Annotated in this window: 14 protein-coding genes; 7 read left to right on the plus strand and 7 right to left on the minus strand. The window is 40.3% G+C overall.

The window, feature by feature from the left end; all coding sequences use genetic code 11:
• Positions 1-5: 5 nt before the first annotated feature.
• From HUS61_RS06725 to HUS61_RS06745, 5 genes are read right to left on the minus strand one after another with little or no spacing between them, the layout of a single operon-like run.
• Positions 6-2528: a glycogen/starch/alpha-glucan phosphorylase gene (locus tag HUS61_RS06725; RefSeq protein WP_175081593.1), complete on the minus strand. Its 2523-nt coding sequence runs from the start codon at positions 2526-2528 to the stop codon at positions 6-8.
• On the minus strand, positions 2521-4578 hold the full coding sequence (gene glgX / locus HUS61_RS06730; RefSeq protein WP_175081594.1) for a glycogen debranching protein GlgX: 2058 nt from the start codon (positions 4576-4578) through the stop codon (positions 2521-2523). Before glgX ends, HUS61_RS06725 begins: the two co-directional genes overlap by 8 nt.
• Positions 4568-6805 carry a 1,4-alpha-glucan branching protein GlgB gene (gene glgB, locus HUS61_RS06735; RefSeq protein WP_175081595.1) on the minus strand — a complete coding sequence of 746 codons (2238 nt, stop codon included), beginning with the start codon at positions 6803-6805 and terminating at the stop codon, positions 4568-4570. Before glgB ends, glgX begins: the two co-directional genes overlap by 11 nt.
• Positions 6805-8781: a 4-alpha-glucanotransferase gene (malQ, locus tag HUS61_RS06740; protein ID WP_175081596.1), complete on the minus strand. Its 1977-nt coding sequence runs from the start codon at positions 8779-8781 to the stop codon at positions 6805-6807. The genes glgB and malQ overlap by 1 nt, the downstream gene beginning before the upstream one ends.
• Before the next feature lie 8 nt (positions 8782-8789).
• On the minus strand, positions 8790-9089 hold the full coding sequence (locus tag HUS61_RS06745) for an isoamylase early set domain-containing protein (RefSeq protein ID WP_054562386.1): 300 nt from the start codon (positions 9087-9089) through the stop codon (positions 8790-8792).
• Positions 9090-10396: 1307 nt separating this feature from the next.
• Between HUS61_RS06745 and HUS61_RS06750 the strand changes: the two genes are divergently transcribed.
• Both HUS61_RS06750 and HUS61_RS06755 read left to right on the plus strand, forming a co-directional pair.
• Positions 10397-12220 carry a putative bifunctional diguanylate cyclase/phosphodiesterase gene (locus tag HUS61_RS06750; RefSeq protein ID WP_374756970.1) on the plus strand — a complete coding sequence of 608 codons (1824 nt, stop codon included), beginning with the start codon at positions 10397-10399 and terminating at the stop codon, positions 12218-12220.
• Positions 12221-12262: 42 nt separating this feature from the next.
• Positions 12263-13186: a hypothetical protein gene (locus tag HUS61_RS06755; RefSeq protein ID WP_175081598.1), complete on the plus strand. Its 924-nt coding sequence runs from the start codon at positions 12263-12265 to the stop codon at positions 13184-13186.
• A gap of 9 nt (positions 13187-13195) precedes the next feature.
• On the opposite strand, the gene HUS61_RS06760 is transcribed toward HUS61_RS06755, so the two are convergent.
• A complete protein-coding gene (locus HUS61_RS06760) occupies positions 13196-14344 on the minus strand; it encodes a cellulose-binding family II protein (protein ID WP_175081599.1) in 1149 nt (382 codons plus the stop codon).
• Between the two features lie 71 nt (positions 14345-14415).
• Positions 14416-14844 (minus strand): Lrp/AsnC family transcriptional regulator, encoded by a 429-nt coding sequence (locus HUS61_RS06765; RefSeq protein WP_054554593.1) that lies wholly within the window; start codon positions 14842-14844, stop codon positions 14416-14418.
• Positions 14845-15048: 204 nt separating this feature from the next.
• On the opposite strand from HUS61_RS06765, the gene HUS61_RS06770 reads away from it, so the two are divergent.
• From HUS61_RS06770 to HUS61_RS06790, 5 genes are all read left to right on the plus strand, one after another.
• Positions 15049-16254: an aspartate aminotransferase family protein gene (locus HUS61_RS06770; RefSeq protein WP_175080164.1), complete on the plus strand. Its 1206-nt coding sequence runs from the start codon at positions 15049-15051 to the stop codon at positions 16252-16254.
• Positions 16255-16299: 45 nt separating this feature from the next.
• A complete protein-coding gene (astA, locus tag HUS61_RS06775; protein WP_175081600.1) occupies positions 16300-17334 on the plus strand; it encodes an arginine N-succinyltransferase in 1035 nt (344 codons plus the stop codon).
• Between the two features lie 18 nt (positions 17335-17352).
• Complete coding sequence (astD, locus tag HUS61_RS06780) at positions 17353-18825, plus strand: succinylglutamate-semialdehyde dehydrogenase (protein WP_175081601.1); 1473 nt, start codon at positions 17353-17355, stop codon at positions 18823-18825.
• A gap of 40 nt (positions 18826-18865) precedes the next feature.
• Positions 18866-19669 (plus strand): DUF1338 domain-containing protein, encoded by an 804-nt coding sequence (locus HUS61_RS06785; protein ID WP_055021080.1) that lies wholly within the window; start codon positions 18866-18868, stop codon positions 19667-19669.
• Positions 19670-19745: 76 nt separating this feature from the next.
• Positions 19746-20588 carry a transporter substrate-binding domain-containing protein gene (locus HUS61_RS06790; protein ID WP_175081602.1) on the plus strand — a complete coding sequence of 281 codons (843 nt, stop codon included), beginning with the start codon at positions 19746-19748 and terminating at the stop codon, positions 20586-20588.
• Positions 20589-20813 lie beyond the last annotated feature (225 nt).

The following is a 20813-nucleotide window of genomic DNA, read 5'->3' on the forward strand; positions in this document are numbered from 1 at the left end:
TTAAGCTAGCTGCTTTTCTTCTGTGTGTTTTGCTGTGCACTAGTGTCCAGTAATGGCTCCAAATGCCAGATATCTTCACTGTATTGACTAATGGTTCTATCGCTCGAAAACATGCCACTGGCTGCAGTATTCAAAATACTCATTTTGGTCCAGTGAGCAGTGTCTAAGTAGGCTTGTTCAACTTGCTCTTGCGCTTCGACGAAGCTGGCAAAATCATGAGCAACTAACCATGGATCGTGCGGGCTCTTAATCGCCGCAATAATGTCGTCAAATAAATTAGGCTCAAACAAATTGAAGTGACCGCTCTCAAGTAATTGCATTACTTTATAGAGGCTGTCAGTTTGGTGAATAATCTGCTCAGGATTATAGTGCGCTTTGATATCATCAATTTGCTCTGCACGTGCACCAAATAAGAAGAAGTTGTCAGCACCCACAGCATCACGAATTTCGATGTTAGCGCCATCTAACGTACCTATAGTCAATGCGCCGTTCATCATGAACTTCATGTTACCTGTGCCAGATGCTTCTTTACCTGCTGTAGAAATTTGCTCAGATAAATCCGTCGCTGGGCAAATAGTTTCCATTGCTGTCACGTTGTAATTAGGTAAAAAAGCAACTCTTAAATACGGTTTAGCAAGCGGATCTTTGTTGATCACTTCTGCTACGTTATTAATTAACTTAATAATTTTCTTCGCCATGTAGTAACCTGGTGCAGCTTTGCCGCCCAATAGCACACAACGAGGAACAATGTTTGCTGTATCGCCTTGGCGAATACGGTCGTAAAGGTGAATAACGTGCAATACGTTTAATAGCTGACGCTTATATTCGTGAATACGTTTCACTTGCACGTCAAACATCATTTCGGCATCAAACTCTACGCCACAGCGGTTTTTCACTAACTCAACAAGGCGTTGCTTATTGCTGTGTTTTACAGCTTGCCATTGTTTATGGAATTTAGGGTCGTCATATAAACGACGTACCTGACTAACTTTACTAAAATCTGCAACCCATTCATCACCAATATGTTGATTAAGCAGTTTAGCCAACTCAGGGTTACAATGTGCTAACCAACGACGAGGTGTTACACCATTGGTTTTGTTGTTGAATTTTTCAGGCCATAGCTGATAAAACTCATTAAATAAGCCCGCTTTAAGTAGCTCAGTGTGAAGTGCAGCCACACCATTCACCGAATAGCTACCAACAATCGCTAAATACGCCATGCGAATTTGTGGCTCAGGGCCTTCTTCGATAAGCGATAGCGCACGTTGTTTTTCAACATCACCTGGCCATGCTAACGCAACTTCAGCGAGGAAACGTGCATTGATTTCGTAGATTATTTCTAAAATACGCGGTAATAATCGAGCAAATAAAGATACTGACCACTTCTCTAATGCTTCAGGAAGTAAAGTGTGGTTTGTATAGGCCATGGTCTTAGTCGTGATAGACCAAGCTTCTTGCCAATCTAGCTCATACTCATCAACCAAAATACGCATAAGCTCAGCGACAGCAATACTTGGATGTGTATCGTTTAATTGAAAAACATGGTAATCAGCAAAATCAGAGAAGTCTTCGCCATGTTTGCTAACCCACGTGTCAATAATGTCTTGTAAGCTCGCTGATGATAAGAAGTACTGCTGACGTAAACGCAGTTCTTTACCGTTCTCACTGCTGTCATTCGGGTAAAGAACCATGGTAATTTGTTCAGCTAAGTTTTTACGCGCTACTGCTTCTGAGTAACTACCCGCATTAAACTCGCTCAAATCAAATTCGTCTGTTGCTTCTGATTTCCATAAACGTAAGGTATTTACAATATCATTCTTGTAACCCGGAATTGGCACATCATAAGGCACAGCTAAAACATCATGAGAATCTAGCCATTGACGGTGCTCACGACCATATTTATCAGTATAACTTTCAACATGACCAAAGAATTTTACGCGCTTTGATTGCTCAGGTGCACTTAGTTCCCACGGGTGTCCCTCACGTAGCCAGTTATCTGGTTGTTCAATTTGATGACCATTTTCAATAGCTTGATTAAACATGCCGTATTCATAGCGAATACCATAACCAACCACAGGTAGTGAAAGGCTTGCACAGCTATCTAAGAAGCATGCAGCTAAGCGCCCTAAACCACCATTACCAAGGCCTGCATCATGCTCAGCCTCAGCAACTTGCTCGAGCTCTGTGCAGTATTCTTGTAACGCTTTAGCGACTTGCTCATCTAAGTCTAAGTTCAAAATCGCATTACCAAGAGCACGCCCCATTAAAAACTCAAGTGATAAGTAAGCTGTTTTACGGCGTTTTTGTTCATGGATTTGCTGTTTGGTCACACGGCAACGAGCAACTAATCGGTCACGAATAGTTAATGCTAATGCATGGTATAAATACAGCTGTGATTTACCCACTTTGTCACGCCCAAGGGTGTAATAAAAATGGCGTGATAAGTCATCATCTAGTGTACTTTCATCAACTGTAGGCGCATCCTGCCAGCCCTTTACAATACATACTTGATCGGCATTTTTAGCCATGATTTAGATCCTCTGAATTGGCGGTAAAAACCCAGCTGCTCATTGCAGCAATCTGGTGTTCCTTATCAACAAATTGTGCTGACATAGGATGAATGCTGGTCAGTGCTAACTGCCACTTTCCTTTATCTAAACTAGGAAGTTGGCACGTTACCGGCTCTGATCCTGCATTTAATATGATCAATAAAGCTTGATTTGTATGCTTGTCGGTCAGGCTGTATATCAACACTTGGCGATCACCTTGATGCCAATCGTCTTGTTGCATATTGGAGCCTGATTCGGTGAACCACGCGACTTCATAACGTGGGTCATTATCGTGAACAAAAAAGCGGTGTTTAAAAATGCTGAACTGCTTACGAATGCGCAGTAAATCGTCAATAAATCGAGTTAGAGGATGACTGAATTGAGAGTCTTTCCATGCAAGCCAGCTTGTACGATTGTTTTGACAATAGGCGTTGTTGTTACCACCTTGTGAGTGTGCCATTTCGCTTCCTAATGAAAGCATAGGCACGCCTTTAGAAAGTAACAAAGTTAACAGCATATTTTTTTGTTGTTGTAAGCGTAATTTGCTCACTTGTGGATCGTTGGTAAACCCTTCGACACCACAATTGAATGAGTGATTGCCACTGTGGCCATCACGATTTTGCTCACCATTGGCTTCGTTGTGTTTATGCTCGTAGCTGACTAAATCAGCAAGCGTGAAGCCATCATGACTGGTGATGAAATTAATACTGTTAAGTGGCCCACGTAGGTTGTGCTCAAACAAGTCAAACGAACCATGTAAACGTTTTGCAAGCTCTCCAATTACGCCCTGCTCTTGTTTCCAAAAGCGTCTTATCGTATCGCGATACTTATCATTCCATTCACGCCAAGGCGCAGGAAAAGCCCCTAATTGGTATCCACCGGGGCCAATATCCCACGGCTCTGCAATCAGTTTAACTTGGCTTAGTACTGGGTCTTGATTAATCGCTTGGAAAAACGCATGCGCCTGATTAAAACCATTTGGGTTACGCGCTAAAATGGTCGCTAAGTCAAAACGAAAGCCATCGACTCCCATCACTTCAACCCAATAACGCAAGCTATCAAGTACCAGCTGTAAAGAGCGAGGCGAATCAATATTTACGGTGTTACCACAGCCGGTATCATTAATATAATGCTGGGGTTTATCAGCAACAGTGCGGTAGTAACCTAGATTGTCTAAGCCACGTAGCGACAAGATAGGTCCATCTGTGCCCGCCTCTGCAGTGTGGTTATAAACCACATCGAGTATTACTTCGATATCTGCTTTGTGAAGCGCCGCCACCATTTCTTGAAACTCGCTAATATCATCATTAACCAGATACTCTTTATGCGGTGTAAAGAAATTAAGTGTGTTGTAGCCCCAGTAGTTTTGTAAGCCTTTGGCTGTTAAAAACTGCTCACTGATAAAAGCATGAACGGGTAATAACTCTAAGCAAGTCACACCAATAGTACGTAGATGTTCAATAAAGCTAGGGTGGCTTAAACCTAAAAATTTACCTTGTAACGGTTTTGGGATCTCAGGGTGGCGGCATGTTGCACCAACTACATGGCATTCGTAAATAACTGTTTTTCCCCAACAATGATTGGGTTTTTTACCTGTGTAAGGTGCCAGCTCCCGGACTCGTGATTTTGGCATATCAATGGCATTATTAACCTGACTTAACTTTCCTACAGGCATTTGCCCATAGTGACGTTCACTCCAGGTAAACTCACCATACAAATCTCGAGCATAAGGGTCTAACAGCAATTTGTGATTATTAAAAAATAGTCCTTTTTCGGGTGCGTACTCACCATCAGCGCGAAAGCCATACAAGGCGCCACTTTTCAAAGGGCTCACTTTCAGTGTCCAGATGCCACCTTCGTTCATATGCATCGCAAGGGTAAGGATTTCTGAATGACCGCTGCTATCAAATAAGCACAGAGACATATGTTGTGCTTGTGGTGCGTACACAGCAAAGTTTACGCCCTCACCAACAACAGACGCCCCTAAAGGTGAGCTCACACCGACTTCTAGTTCGACACTATGACTCATCGCTCACCTTCTTAAGGTAAATTGTCGCAAGCCCAGGCAAAGAAACACTAATACTTTGATTAAAGCCATGACTTTCTTTCGCTTGGCTTACAATTATTTGCTCTGCATGATTAGTTGCTTCAACGCCGGAACCAAAATAATCCTCTTTGTCGGTATTCATAATAACTTGATAGGTACCAGCTTTTGGCACACCAATCACGTAGTCGTGATACACCTGCGGCGTTAAATTACAGATCACCACCACAAAATCTTCAGCTTTTTTTGCATAGCGAATAAAGCTAAACATACTTTGCTCAGCATTATTGCTATCAAGCCACGCAAAACCCGCAGGGCTGGTATCCTGCTCGTATAAAGCTGGCGTGCTAGTGTATACAGCATTTAAATCTTTAATCGTTTGCTGCATGCCTCTGTGGCTAATATGTTCAAGTAAATGCCAATCAAGCGATTGGTCGTGATTCCACTCTTTACGCTGGGCGATTTCTGCACCCATAAACAATAATTTTTTACCTGGATGCGCCCACATAAAGGCATAGTATGCACGCAAATTTGCAAACTTTTGCCAGTCGTCTCCTGGCATTTTTTCAATTAATGAGCCTTTACCATGCACCACTTCATCATGGCTAAGCGGTAGAATGTAATTCTCACTGTAGGCGTAAACCATCGAAAACGTCATTTCATGGTGGTGATGCGAACGGTAAATGGAATCGCGCTGCATATAATGCAAACTGTCGTTCATCCAGCCCATGTTCCACTTATAACCAAAACCTAAACCATCATGGTCTACTTGGCGCGTAACACCTGGCCATGCTGTTGACTCTTCGGCCACCATCATAATGCCCGGATTTTTTGCATAGCAGCGCATATTGACTTGTTTTAAGCACTCAATGGCGCCTAAGTTTTCTCTGCCACCGAATTGATTTGCAACCCATTGCCCTTCTTCACGGCTATAGTCTAGATAAAGCATTGAGGCAACCGCATCAACGCGTAAACCATCAATGCCAAATTCATGCAGCCAATACATTGCATTCGCAATTAGGAAGCTACGAACCTCTGCGCGATCATAATTGTAGATATAGGTATTCCAATCAGGGTGAAAACCTTGCCTAACATCAGCATGTTCGTATAGATGGGTGCCATCAAAACGATGTAAACCATGGGGATCACTTGGGAAATGACCTGGTACCCAGTCAAGAATAAGGCCAATATCGGCTTCGTGACATTGCTCGACGAAGTAAACAAAATCTTCAAAGCTGCCATAGCGACTGGTCGGGGCAAACAATCCAACAGGTTGATAACCCCAAGAACCATCAAATGGGTACTCGCTGATTGGCATTAATTGTAGATGCGTAAAACCGAACTCTTTTGTGTAAGGAATAAGATTATCAGCAAGTTCACGCCATGTGAGATAGCGCTCACCATCATCTCGTCTTTGCCAAGAACCCGCATGCACTTCATAAATACTAACAGGCGCATCAATACTGTTTCGTTTTGCACGATTTGCTAACGCCTTTTCAGAAAGCTGAATACCTGTTTTTAGCTTTTGTAGTACTGACGCCGTACCCGGTGCTTGTTGCATATTAAACGCAAAGGGATCGGCTTTATCAAGCACTTCTCCTGTTAGAGTGGTGATAGCAAATTTATAGCATTGATGCTCTTTAAGCCCAGGAATAAATAACTCCCATACCCCACTGGCAGGATGAAAACGCATAAAATGACGATTACGCTGCCAATAGTTAAATTCACCAATAACCGATACACTACTGGCATTCGGCGCCCACACTGTAAAGCGAACACCATCAACGCCTTGTTGAGTCACAAAATGTGCACCAAAATGTTGATACGCATGCTCTAAACTGCCTTCATTAAACAGATACATTGCCTGTTCATCTAAGCTGCTTTCAAAGCTGTACTCATCGTATTGTTGATGAGTAAATTCATTGCTATAGCTAACATCTAGCTGGTAGTCAGGCTTAGTTTTTGATTTGATATTTGCGATAAATAAATGACTACCGCCTTGTTGCTGCGCAACGATTTTTTCTGTGCCAAGCAGAATCGAAACACTGCTTGCGCCAGGCAAAAAGCAACGAATTTCATAGCTTGTAGGGCCACTTTTATGCGCCCCAAGAAAGCTGAAAGGATCTCTAAAACAACCACTGGCTAATGCATCGATTTGTTTTTGATAAATAACAGGTTGTGCACTTTGCTCTTGACGAACACGACTTCGCATTATTGATTCCTTATCGAAATTAAATTGGCTAAGAATGACTGTTGCGCTTCGATAATCTGCGCCGCTGGACGCGACAATAAACGCCGCCAATTTGGGTACTCTTTATCAGTACCGGGGATATTTACAGGCAGTATTTGCTGATCTAAGTCATCTATTTGAATAGTAAATAGCTTTGCTGGTGCTGCCGCTAATGAGGATGCCAACGCTTCATAAACCGTAAAGGCATCTGTTTCTAACGATAAATGCTGATTTGACTCTCGTGCTATAAAATTAAGCATACGATGCTTTTCAATGTTTCTCGCATCGAATTGAGCCCGAGTTTGCTCATCATCAAGCAAACCATATTGTTGTTTAATCGTAATATCATGGCCAATCCACCAGCCTTTGAATGGTGGTACGTCATGGTTGGCTATCATTAAAAGACTATGAGGAGCAAAATGCTCAGCCGCTAAAAACTCACCTTGGTGGTCCTTTTCAAAGTAAAACAACCCGTTTGAATAGATTGCACTTGCTTTTAGTGCTTCACGCACTTCATTAGGTACAACACCTAAATCTTCGCCAATCACCACACATTGATTGAGGTGAGATTCAATCTTTAGAATTGCTAATAGTTGTTCAAAGGGATAATAGACATAACAACCATCTTGCTGGGAGTTATTTTCAAAACACCACCAAAGTCGGCGTATCGCCATAACGTGGTCAATTCTAAGACCACCAACATCTTCCATATTGGCGCGGATAAGTGAGCGATAAAAAGCAAAATTGTCTTTACTTAACTTTTGTGGATTAAGTGCCGGTAAGCCCCAATTCTGACCATGTTCAGCCCAAGGGTCTGGCGGAGCTCCAACATGTGCATTTTCGGCAAATAATTCATTTTGGCTCTTGAACTCACTGCCATCACCTGCACAGCCAACGGCTAAGTCATTAATAAGGCCAATTGCCATACCACTGTCACGGGCAGCTTGCTGGCAGATATTTAATTGAAGGTGAGCTTGCCATTGTAAATAGCTAGCATAATCACGGTCCCCAACCAACATAGTTGCAAGACTGTGTTTATGGGTTTCACAAAAACGAGTGAACTGCTGTTTTCGCTCTGCTGAGCCAAATTCACAAAAGTGTTGATATAAACAGCTAAACACTTGATATTTAAAGTCACTAACTGATGTATAATCAATGTAAGTCGCATCGGTTTGCGGTTTATCCGCTAACAATTTAATAAGTGCATTATTATTTTTGGCGTCTTCGCATAATGACACTGCAATATACAGCGGGTTCAATAACGCTCGGCTATTTGGACTATAGGGACTCGCCCTCTCTGGGCTGTGTTCAAACAGTAAATGCAGTGGATTAAGCAACACATAATCCATGTTTTTAATCGCGGCTACTTTAATAAGCTTTGTTAAGTCAGCGAAGTCACCAATTCCTAACCCCTCTTCATTGCATAAGCTATAAAGCTGAATGGATAAGCCCAAACGCTTTTTGTCATCAATAGAGAAGCTTTCTTTAGGTGTGATCCATAGCTGACTGTGAGATTGCTGATCTGCCACAGTAATGAGTGCATCATGATAACCAATTGGCATTTCAGGAACTGGCAATGCAAGCTCAAGATAACGAATACCGTTTAGACCATAATCACCAAGAATAGCTAAACCTTGTAAGCTTTCACAAGTAAAGTGAATATCAAGCGAAGGCACGCTTAGAGTGCATGAGCGTGATAATAAACGCTCATCAACGCGTACTTTCAAAATTGGGTGGTGTGCCTCAATAATGCTTGTATGAGGCAACAAATTCAGCCATGTACCTGCATCTAATGCAAAATTAAGTAGGTTAATTGCATCAGTATCCTGAGTATCTACACCACAACAACTAAGTGCCTGCATGCGTGTACTTTCATCGAAAATAACATGCTCACCAGTGTATTTAGTATATTCATAGCCTATGCCATGCAGGTAATATAACTGCGAAAGTGACTGCATCAAAACACCTAAGCGCGTTGGGTATTAACAATGCTGTTATCAGTACCAAAACCGTTAGGAATATAACCATCTGCTTGGTGGTCATTGTCCCATGTTTCGCCATTGATTAAGTAACGGAAGTGAAATTCTTGATCAAGCGGTAAGCGCTGCTTGCATTTGAATACTTGTTCTTTTTTATTAAACTTCATTGGCACTGGCTGCCAATCTGTGAACTCTGCAACTAATTGCACATCATCAGCATCAGGGTGTTGAAATTCAAAGGTAACTTCGGTTTCGTCTTTAGTTTTAAAAAAACGTTTACTTAGCATAGTGGGCTCCAATTCAACCAATTGGTAAATTAATCCTTGCCACAGTACCGCATTCAACGACTCATTCAGCGGAAGCTGTGCGTTTAAGGTTTCTAAACTTGCTTACTAAAACATCAAGTTTGAATCTAGTAAACCAAACCTATATTTACGCATTATGACAGTGCATCTGTATGTTTTTCGCACCACCATAGTGCATAAAACACACAAAAACTACAACAATCATATTGCTGTATTATTACGAGCAATAACTGAACCAAGTTGATAATAAAATATACTTTATTTTCAGTACCTTTTTTATCAACCCTATTCGCAACTTATAAAAAAATAGATAACAATTTAGATTGGGTAAAGTGAATAAAATTGAAGTGAAAAGTTAGAGCAATCATACTAAAATAAACACAACTTCGTTCGTCAAAAATACACTGCCAAAAATTTATAAAAACAAGACAAAACAGATTTACACCGTACATACTCGTTAAATAAATTAACAACCAAGATGGTAATAAAATCTTTATTTTTGACTTATTATTAATTTTTTATCACATGAAAAATGATAAAACGCAACGCAAATTTAATTTTATAAACCAGACGCTAATCCCGCACTACCCAATTAACGTTTTTAAAAATTATCTCAGTGCATATACAAACACAATAAGTAGAAAAGCGTAAATTCGAACGGACTACCAATCCCTGAAAGCATTAACAGTGCTGCTTTTCAGTAATGTTATAACTACTTTTTCTGACCACAAGAATAGCTAGGTTAAAACCTGTTTCGGATAAAACTAGCAGGCCACAGCAAAAGTTGGTATATAACATTTAATAATTAACAATCAGCCTAAAAAATAATAAATTCCACACATAGCGAGAAGAGATAATAAAATAAATACTAAGTGGTGACTTATTGTTTAGCTAAACAATAACCATAAATATTATTAGTATGAAAGTATCTAAGCATTTTTATCGGACCAGTGCTAAAGTTTGCTCGATGAATAGCAACAATGCAGTATAAAAGTAAGACTTCAATTAATTAGCATAAGAAAAACATTTTAGAGCATTAACACTAATGACTATGAATTTTCACATTCTATACTCATCCATGCCCCAAAGTAGGAGAAAGGTTTTGTCTAATCTAGATACAATCAATATACTCGATGTATTAACTGGTGAGGTTTTATTGTAAAACAAAGACACCACAATGGTAGTAATGTATGGCCAATGCTCTTCGAACTTTATCAATAAGTATTATAACTTTAATAGCTTTTATATATGGCTTAAATATCTTCTTGACTAAACAGGTCAATGATTTGATGTACGCGCCAAAAGGCTTAGAACTTCATACCTTCCAAGGTACAGATGTTACCGTGGTAACAGCTCCTTGGTATAACCTCGTGTTAAGTGGCCAGCATTTAGTTTACGATAATAATATTTCTTATATTGTTATTAATACAACAAATGAGTCAGTCGTAACCGCGATGACTTCGGATCTTATACTCACTACATTATTCTCACCGGTAAACATTATCATTTTAATCTTGTTAGCATTAGCCATCAGTTGGTTAGTTAACTTAAGATTTCAAAATAACCATGAGAAATACGCTCTCAAGATGCTCAATACTAAAGCAATTGAATTACTCAACAGTCTAAACTTAGCCAGTGAATCAGGTATAAACAAGCATACACAGCTTGAACAGTTACAAGTTAACTTTCAAACACTTACAACCCATATAACTAATTACACACGTGAATCTGAAGTCAGTATTTATCAAGATAAGTTAACCCACCTTATTGACCGACATGCCTATATAGAACACCTTGCCAAACAATTGAGACTTGCTGAGATGGATAAATTCAGCTGTGCTTTACTATTTATAGATTTAGATGGATTCAAACAAGTAAATGATTCTTTTGGTCACAGTTTTGGTGACGATGTGTTAATTCAAGTAGCAACACGCTTGAGCAGTGTTTTACGCCATCATAAAATAAGTAATATTTCCCCAATTAGTCAATTAGAACAAAACTTAGCACGCCTTGGTGGTGATGAGTTCTCTATTTTCATTAACTTAAAAGATGATAAAGACAAAGCATTAGAGGTTGCACAAAATGTGCTGCACGAAATCGAACGTGATTTTGTCTTAGGTAACAAACTAATCAAAATTAGCGCTAGTATAGGTATAGCGGTTTACCCAGATAGTGCATCCACTCCACAAGCATTACTGCAAATGGCTGATGTTGCCATGTATCGAGCCAAAACAGATGGTCGTGGAATTTTTAAAGTCTATTCACCCGAAATGGGTAAAAAAATTCGCCGCTATCATTACTTGCTAGAAGAGATGCGTCTTGCTATTGCTAGCAGCAGTTTTCATTTGTCTTTTCAACCTATTGTACATGTAGATGATTGTGCCATTGACTACTTCGAAGCGTTAGTTCGTTGGGATCATCCTGTTGAAGGCTCAATCACGCCTGACGAGTTTATCCCCATTGCAGAAGAGTCTAATCTGATACTAGAACTTGGTGATTGGATCATGCTGGAATCATGTAGGCAAATGTCTGCTTGGTATAATGCGGGGATGAAGAAAGTGTCTATTTCTGTGAATATATCCGGCGTGCAATTAAAGCACTACGATATTTATGAATGGGTCATGGAGAAGCTTGCTAAAACGGGGCTGCCTGCAAAAGCGCTGATGTTAGAAATAACCGAATCAACCTTAATCAAAGCAAGCAACAAGATTATTCAATCATTAGAAAAACTCAGAAGCGAAGGGATCACCATTGCGATTGATGATTTTGGTACCGGTTTTAGCTCGTTAAGTACTCTTGCAGACTTACCTATCGATGTGATCAAACTTGATAAACTGTTTGTTGCGCAAGCTAACGACAACCTTAAATACAATGAAATAATGCACTCTGTCAGTGAACTTGGCCGAAAACTCGGCCTTAAAGTTGTCGCCGAAGGAGTTGAAGAACTCGCTCAATTTGAACTAGTTAAATCGATGGGCATAAACAGTGTTCAAGGCTACCTAGTGAGCCACCCTGAGTCGTCTGTTAATGTTGGCCATAAAGTATTGCAAGATAACATTAACTTTATGTCTGTTACTGGAACAGGGGTTTGGAATATACAGCAACCGCTTTAGTAAGTTATACTAACGACATTATTCAAAGCCACTCCCTTGTTAATGTTAAAAAAAAGCTTACTTACAGTTTTTATCTTATCAGTCACCATCATTGGATTATTGGTCGGCTCTTCTATTTATACCCTTTACAGCAAAAAACGTTTAACGGTAGACCCAAAACTGAGAGAAATCTCCGGTATCGAATTTGATAAGTTCAATCGACTCTGGGCTATTAATGACAGCGGTGACGAGCCAAAACTTTACCGTCTTAATGAAGATGGCTCTATAGCAAAAGAAATTTTGGTAACCAATGCTAAAAACATTGACTGGGAAGATATGACACAAAACAAATTTGGTCACTTTTTCTTGGGCGACTTTGGCAATAATAAAAACGACAGAAAATGGTTAACTATTTATAAAATCGAAAACCCAATCGATATTAAGGGCAACACCACAGAAGCAGAAATAATCAAGTTTACTTATCCTGAAATGGACGGCAGCCCAATCCAACCAGATCAACGTAACTTTGATTTGGAGGCCTTTGTAGCGCTTGGCCGACACCTCTATTTATTTACTAAAAATCGTACTGAACCATTTGATGGCATTACAAAAGTATATAAAGTCGGCGATCATGCAGCGAACTTTGATGCACAATTAATAGATTCGTTTCAAACTTGCACCACAATGGAAAAACTTTGTTGGATCACTTCTGCGGCTCTAAGCCCTGATAGAACCAAGTTAGTTCTACTAGATTCAACCAGCATTTGGTTATTTGAAAATTATCAAGGCGATAAGTTTTTTTCAGGGGATGTATCGCGCATTGACTTAGGCATTGTTACGCAAAAAGAAGCAATCACTTTTTACGATGACAACACAATTGTTTTTACAGATGAAGAGTTTAAAGGCATTGGCGGTAATGCCTATGTGATAAAGCTCGATGAAGTCGAAAAGAAAGTCATTCGCAAAGCGCCCAAAACCAATCAATGACTAAGTGCGTTATTTAGAGAGCGCTTTTTCGATATCTACACCTAATATCAGCACTCCCATGTGCTGATTTTCCTTATCAAATATGGGCACACTAAACTGTACCTGAAAGTGTTTAGTCGACTCATCGAACTCCACTGTATCAATGTAATAGTCATCATCTTGCTGGTACATATTTAAAAATTTGGCTTCATCACCCTGCCAATAGTCAGTTGTGACTTCACTAATAATGACATTTTTACCTTGTTTATCGCTGACAATTATTTCTGTAATAACACCTAGCATCTGCTTTTGCCATACTTGTAAGAATTGTGAACCTTCAAGTTTTAAGTAGCGCTCTGCCAGTATAGATGTATTGTCACGGACTTGTTGTGCCCACTGATGATCAAGCTGTTCTAGATCTTGCTGCGCGAGTGGTTGCTGATTACTTTTAATTACTGCTTGCTGCACCTGTTCTGAATTCGCTAATTGCTGTATTTTTTCTAAAAGTCCTTGCACTAAAGTAAGTTTTTCAATTTTTGACAATACAAAGGGACTTTGTGAGCAACTACTTATGTGACTGTTAAAGGCATTTAAAAAGTCAGGAAACTCCTCGAGTGTTTTATTTGCTGCAAATAAACCCAAAGGCACATAACGATAGAATGTTTGCGTGTATTCATCTGGCTTTATCTGTAACTGCACAGCATTGAACTCAAACTCTTCTAAATCAAGCAAGATTCTATCTACCCGTTGCTTTTTAAATACTTTTATAAGCTCTTGCGTGGTGTTAACTTCGACTTCAATTTTCCGATTTGTTAATTGATACCAATCGGCCTGATGACTTCCTCTTACGACGCCATAACGAAGCTCGTGTTCAGCTATTGAAGCTGAATCTACATGAGTAAACCAGTACCAGTTTTCTAAAAACATCGGGGCAGAAAGCTCACCATACTCTTGCATTTGTGATAACAGGTTTGCGGTAAAGTAACCATCGAGCCGATTTAGCTGCACTTCCCTTTTAGCCCTTAACCAAGGTAGTTTCTGTAACTTAAATGGCACATTGATTTGCTTGAAAATACATTCAACATGCGTAATTGCGTTGTGTGGTGCGTTAATTGGTAAGTTAGTACCTAACTGAAAAGGCTGAGCTACAGTGAGTGACAGCAATAATGAAGCAAGCATCAATACAAGCCTAAATAACTAACGAGTAACAGTTATTATAGACAAAAGAAGCGGTTTTACCTGATTAAGGGTTAACGCTTAAACTTTGTCTCTAAAATCACCGACGACGTTGTTCGCTCTACGCCATCTAAGTTGCCAATGTCATCTAAAAGGTGACTTAACTTTTCAAGGTTTTGCGCTTGCACGACAGCAATCAAATCAAATTCACCACTAATTGCGTAGAGCTGTGAAATAGCATCAATTTGCTTTAGTTCAAGATTCGTTTTGGTGGTCAGTTTTTGCTTCACTTTAATCGAAACATGAGCCGATACCATTTGACTCAAATAGGCGTCACCATAGTCTACGCTGTAGCCTTTGATCACCCCTGTTTCTTCTAATTTCAACATTCTGCTTTGAACAGTTGAGCGCGATAAATTAAGCGCTCTCGCTAGGTCAGAAATACTCGCACGCGCGTTGGTTCTTAAGATAGCTAATAGTTTTTCATCTTGTGAAGTTATCACTTTGACTACTCTTTTCGTTAATTTGCTTTTTATTTTAGTCATTTTTCACAAAATAGCACTGCAAATTTAAGTCCCTAACCCAGATAATAAGAAAAATAGATAAGAAAAATAATCTAATCGTGCTTAATTAGGCAGGAACGGCTTAACTGACCTATTTTTTGCAATTTAACTTTTTTCATACTAAGCCAGATTTAGGTGCAACAAATGCAAGTAACAAGAGAACTTTTTAACGACGTAATGGTACCAAACTACAACCCATCAGAGGTGATTCCTGTTCGCGGTGAAGGCTCACGTGTGTGGGATCAAAACGGTAAAGAATTTATCGATTTTGCAGGTGGTATTGCCGTTAATTGTTTAGGCCATTGTCACCCAGCTCTTGTCAATGCCCTAAAAGAGCAAGGCGAAAAAATTTGGCACTTATCAAACGTAATGACTAACGAGCCTGCACTTCGCTTAGCTAAAAAGTTAACTGACGCTACATTTGCAGATAAAGTGTATTTTGCAAACTCAGGTGCAGAAGCTAACGAAGCGGCATTAAAATTAGCGCGTCGTTGGGCATTAGATGTACACGGCGAGCAAAAGAACCAAATCATCGCGTTTAACAAAGGTTTCCACGGTCGTACATTCTTCACTGTTACCGTAGGTGGTCAAGCTGCTTACTCAGATGGTTTCGGCCCTAAGCCTGCTGCTGTAGATCACTGTGATTATAACGATTTAGCTGCGTTTGAAGCGCTTATCAGCGACAACACATGTGCCGTGATGATGGAGCCACTACAAGGTGAAGGCGGCATCATTTCGCCAACGAGCGATTTTATCAAAGGTGTTCGCGCATTATGTGATAAACACAATGCTTTACTTATTTTTGATGAAGTACAAACAGGCGTTGGCCGTACAGGTGATTTATACGCATACCAAGGTTTAGATGTAACGCCAGACATCCTAACTACAGCAAAAGCGTTAGGCGGTGGTTTCCCAATTGGTGCGATGATCACAACAACTAGCATTGCAGAGCATTTAAAAGTAGGCACACATGGTTCAACTTACGGTGGTAACCCACTTGCATGTGCTGTAGCAGAAGCGGCTTTTGATACTGTGAATAGCGAAGAAGTACTTGCTGGTGTTAAAGAGCGTGAACAACTTTTACGCGATGGCTTTGCAGCAATCAACGAAAAATACGATGTATTTAGTGAAGTACGTGGTAAAGGTCTATTATTAGGTGCGGTTCTTAACAGCAAATTCGAAGGCCGTGCACGTGACTTCCTAGTAGCAAGCACTAAACACGGTTTAATGAGCCTTGTTGCTGGTACAAACGTTGTGCGCTTTACGCCATCTTTAGTGATTCCATTAGAGGATATCAAAGAAGGTTTAGCTCGCTTTGAAAAAGCGGTTGCAGACGTTGTAAACGGTTAATCCTAGTTGGCGCATGCTTTAGCATGCGCCATTGGAGTGCACTTAATGCAAGTATTACGTCCTATAACAGCAAATGATTTTGCTGCGTTAAAACAAATTGCTATTGAATCTGGTCATGGTTTTACCTCTTTACCGGTTGACGACAATTTACTACAAGAAAAAATTGAACGCGCTGAACGCAGTTTTGCAAAAGATATTAATAAACCACAAGACGAAACCTATTTATTTGTATTAGAAGACAGTGAAACGGGTGACGTTATCGGCACAACGGCTATCGAAGCTGCTGTAGGAATGTCGGTTCCTTTGTATCATTACCACCAAGGTAAAACTGTTCACCATTCACCTACTCTCAACGTATATAACACTGTTGATATTCTGAGTATGTGTAATGACTACACTGGTTGCTCTGAAATTTGTACCTTGTTCTTACGTGAGCAAAACCGCAAAGGCTTAACTGGTCGCTTTTTATCACGTTCTCGCTTTTTATTTATGGCCCAGCACAGCGAACGTTTTGCTGACACCATTATTGCAGAAATGCGCGGTGTAAGTGATGAAGACGGTCATTCACCTTTTTGGCAGTGGTTACAAGAACACTTTTTTAGCATTGAGTTCCCACAGGCTGACCATTTAGTTGGTTTAGGCGATAAAGTCTTCATCAGCGAGTTAATGCCGAAGTACCCTATTTATGCCAACTTACTGAGCAAAAAAGCACAAGCTGTGATTGGTAAGGTTCATGAAAAAACCAAGCCTGCGCTTAAACTTTTGGAAAAAGAAGGGTTTGAGCACCGTGGTTATGTTGACTTATTCGATGCAGGGCCAACGGTAGAAGCAAAGCTTGGCAATATTCGCAGTGTCCGTGAGTCACAAGTTTGCCCTATCAGCATTGGTGAGCTTGCGCATATCAATGAGCAAAGCTCAGATACATTAGCTATTTGCAACCAAGGCGTAAATGATTTTAGAGCCACATTCACCAAGCATGCTCATTATAACCACGCTAAGCACACATTAATCGTCAGCCAAGAAGTGGCAGATGCACTTAAATTAAAACAAGGGGATGCAGCACGGTTTTTCCGTTTGTAACCACTTAAGGAGTTTAAAATGAGTGTCACAACTCAACTTATCGATAACCAATGGCAAGCAGGCCTTGGTCATGATTTTAGTTCAATCAACCCAAGTAATGGCGAGGTTGTTTGGCAAGGTAAAACAGCCACAGCTGAACAAGTCGCTGATGCAATCAAAGCAGCTCGTAGTGCGCAGTTAGGCTGGGCTGATATGACTCTTGAAGAGCGTATCGTTATTCTTGAAAACTTTGCAGCAGAGCTTAAAGAGCATAGCGAAGAATTTGCAACGATCATTGCCCGCGAAACAGGTAAACCGCTTTGGGAAACACGTACTGAAGTAGGTGCAATGACGGGTAAAATCGCCATTTCAATCAGAGCCTATAACGAACGTACGGGTACCACAGAAAACCCAATGCCTGGCGCTAAAGCATTTATTCGTCATAAGCCACATGGTGTTGTTGCAGTGTTTGGCCCTTATAACTTCCCGGGTCACTTACCAAATGGCCATATTGTGCCAGCTATTTTAGCGGGTAATACAGTTGTATTTAAGCCATCAGAACTAACGCCTCATGTTGCTGAGTTCACCTTAAAACTTTGGCTAAAAGCAGGCTTACCAGCCGGTGTCATCAACCTTGTTCAAGGTGAAGTAGACACAGGTATTGCTCTTGCATCTCACCAAGATATTGATGGCTTATTCTTTACGGGTAGCTCAAATACAGGTCACCTATTGCATAAGCAATTTGCAGGTCACCCAGGTAAAATCTTAGCGCTGGAGATGGGTGGTAATAACCCACTGATCGTAAAAGATGTCGCAGATGTAAGTGCGGCTGTTCACGACATTATCCAGTCTGGTTTCATTACTTCTGGCCAACGTTGTACCTGTTCTCGTCGTTTATTCATTGAGAACTCGGCAAATGGCGATGCAATTTTAGAAAAATTAATTGCTGCAACAAAAAACATTAAAGTAGCCGACAGCTTCAGCGAAGATCAACCGTTCATGGGTGCAATGATCAGCGAAAAAGCGGCTTTAGGTATGGTTGCAGCTCAGCAGCAGTTACTTGATATGGGAGCAACCTCTCTTGTCGAACTTAAGCATCTTGAACCGGGTACTGGTTTTGTAAGCCCTGGTATTATTGATGTAACGGCCGTTAAAGATATGCCTGATGAAGAGCACTTTGGTCCTCTTATCAAGGTTTATCGCTACACAGATTTCGATAGCGCGATTAATGAAGCAAATAACACCTCATTTGGTTTATCTGCTGGTTTATTAAGTGATGATAGCGATGACTACCAGCATTTCTTAAAACGTATTCGTGCCGGTATTGTTAACTGGAACCGACCAATTACAGGCGCATCAAGCGCTGCACCGTTTGGTGGTATTGGTGCCAGTGGTAACCACAGAGCGAGCGCTTATTACGCTGCTGACTACTGTGCTTACCCTGTTGCTTCTGTTGAAGCCGATAAAGTTAACTTACCACAGACCCTTGCGCCGGGCTTAATTATTGAATAATTGTTTGGCGGCCTCGCCGCCTTAATTGAAGGAATTAAACATGCACACAGATGTAAACGCCCTATTTGAAAACCTATGGGACAACTATTTATCAGTTACGCCATCGGCGGTAAAAGTACATGAGTTACTTGGCTCAACACAAAAAGATGACGTGATTAACGATCACATCGCACTGCGTACTTTTAACCATGAAAAAATCGGTTTAGAAAAACTAGCTGCGCACTTTTTAGCTGTTGGCTACAAAGAATGCGGCGAGTACCATTTCGAAGCGAAAAAACTATACGCAAAGCACTTCGAACATTCAGATCCTAAGCAACCTAAAGTTTTCATTTCTGAATTACTTGTTGAGCAATGCTCAGAAGAATTACAAGCTATCGTTAACGACATGGTTGAACAGATTGACGAAGACGCTGTAACAGCGGATAATTTCCTATATTCAGGTACACACTGGCAAGTAAGTTCAGACACTTACAAAAAGCTGCTAGCAGAAAGCGAATATGCTGCATGGATGTCAGCATGGGGTTACCGTGCTAATCACTTTACCGTGAGCATCAATGAATTGGCTAAATTCGATGATATCGAAAGTGTAAACCAAGCACTTAAAGATGCAGGTTTTGCGCTAAATACATCTGGCGGCGAGATCAAAGGTTCACCAGAAGTATTACTCGAGCAATCTTCGACTCTTGCTGATGACAGCGAAGTTGAATTTAGCGATGGTGTTGTTGCCGTTCCGAGTTGTTTTTATGAGTTCGCTCTGCGTTACGCAAAACCAGATGGCGAGCTATACACAGGTTTTGTGGCAGCATCAGCTGACAAAATTTTTGAGAGCACCAATGCTCGATAAGTAAGTTATATTTTAATACTCAGGTCATTATGAAAAAACTAGCGTTTAACTATCAAAAAATCGTTTTTTTTATCAAATGGCTTGGGTATTTAACCTTCCTTTAGTACTTGTTGTAACATTTATTAGTATAACTGTTAAAGCCAATGAAAAGAGTGCTTTAACTATTCTAACTCCTTCCTATTTTGCAAATGAGTATGACGAAAAGAACATAAATCAACACTTTTATAAAGTGATTGAACCTGCGTTAAGTGATGAATTTCAGCTAAGTGTCCAATTCACTAATCACGCTCGGGTAATGAAACGCCTAGCAAGCGAAAAAACGAGTTGTACTTACAATGCGATTAAGACACCCGAACGAGCTAAAAACATGTTGTTTTCAAACGTGCCTACTTATATGCACATGCAAAGACAACTGTTCGCTTTAAAGCCGAATATCGACAACATTCCATCTTCTGCATCCGTTGAAAGCCTTTTAGCAAATAAACAAATTTTTGGTGTTATAGGCTCTACAAGCTACCAACAACTGGACCCTATTTTTGAAAAGCATAATACGAAAATAGCTCACATCTATGGTGAAAACCCGTTTCTACAATTAAGTAAGTTACTACTAAATCGTCGTATTGATTATATCGTTGCGTATCGAGAGTCTTTATATTCGCACCTAGACGCGAAGCAATTAAAGTTGATCAGCTCACGAACGATAAAAGAATACCCTCAATTTATTAATGGCTTTTTTACCTGCAGTAAAACCGCGGCGGGTTATCGTGCCATTGCACTTATCGATGAATATATGAAAAGTGCAGAAATGGCTGCCTATATTCAGCAATTACACAACCAAAGTAATCACCCAGATGACGCAAAAGCCATGCTCAACATTTATACGCAAAGATATGGAATACGCTTCGAAAACAGTGACTAAGCCAACTCGATTTGCTGTACAAAAATAACTCGAAATATTATAAAAAATACTTGCGCAAATAAAAAAGCAGATCTATTATCTCGCCGCTTCTTGATGATAGCCAATCCGAGTACATTACAAACACTGTTTGTAGCAAGGCGATAGAGCAACTATCCAAGAGTGTATTTGATTGCACAGAACATACTGTGCGCTTAATAACACTCAACTGACTCGGACTTCCGTTTT

Source organism: Pseudoalteromonas sp. 0802 (assembly GCF_013350085.1).
Lineage (GTDB): Bacteria > Pseudomonadota > Gammaproteobacteria > Enterobacterales > Alteromonadaceae > Pseudoalteromonas.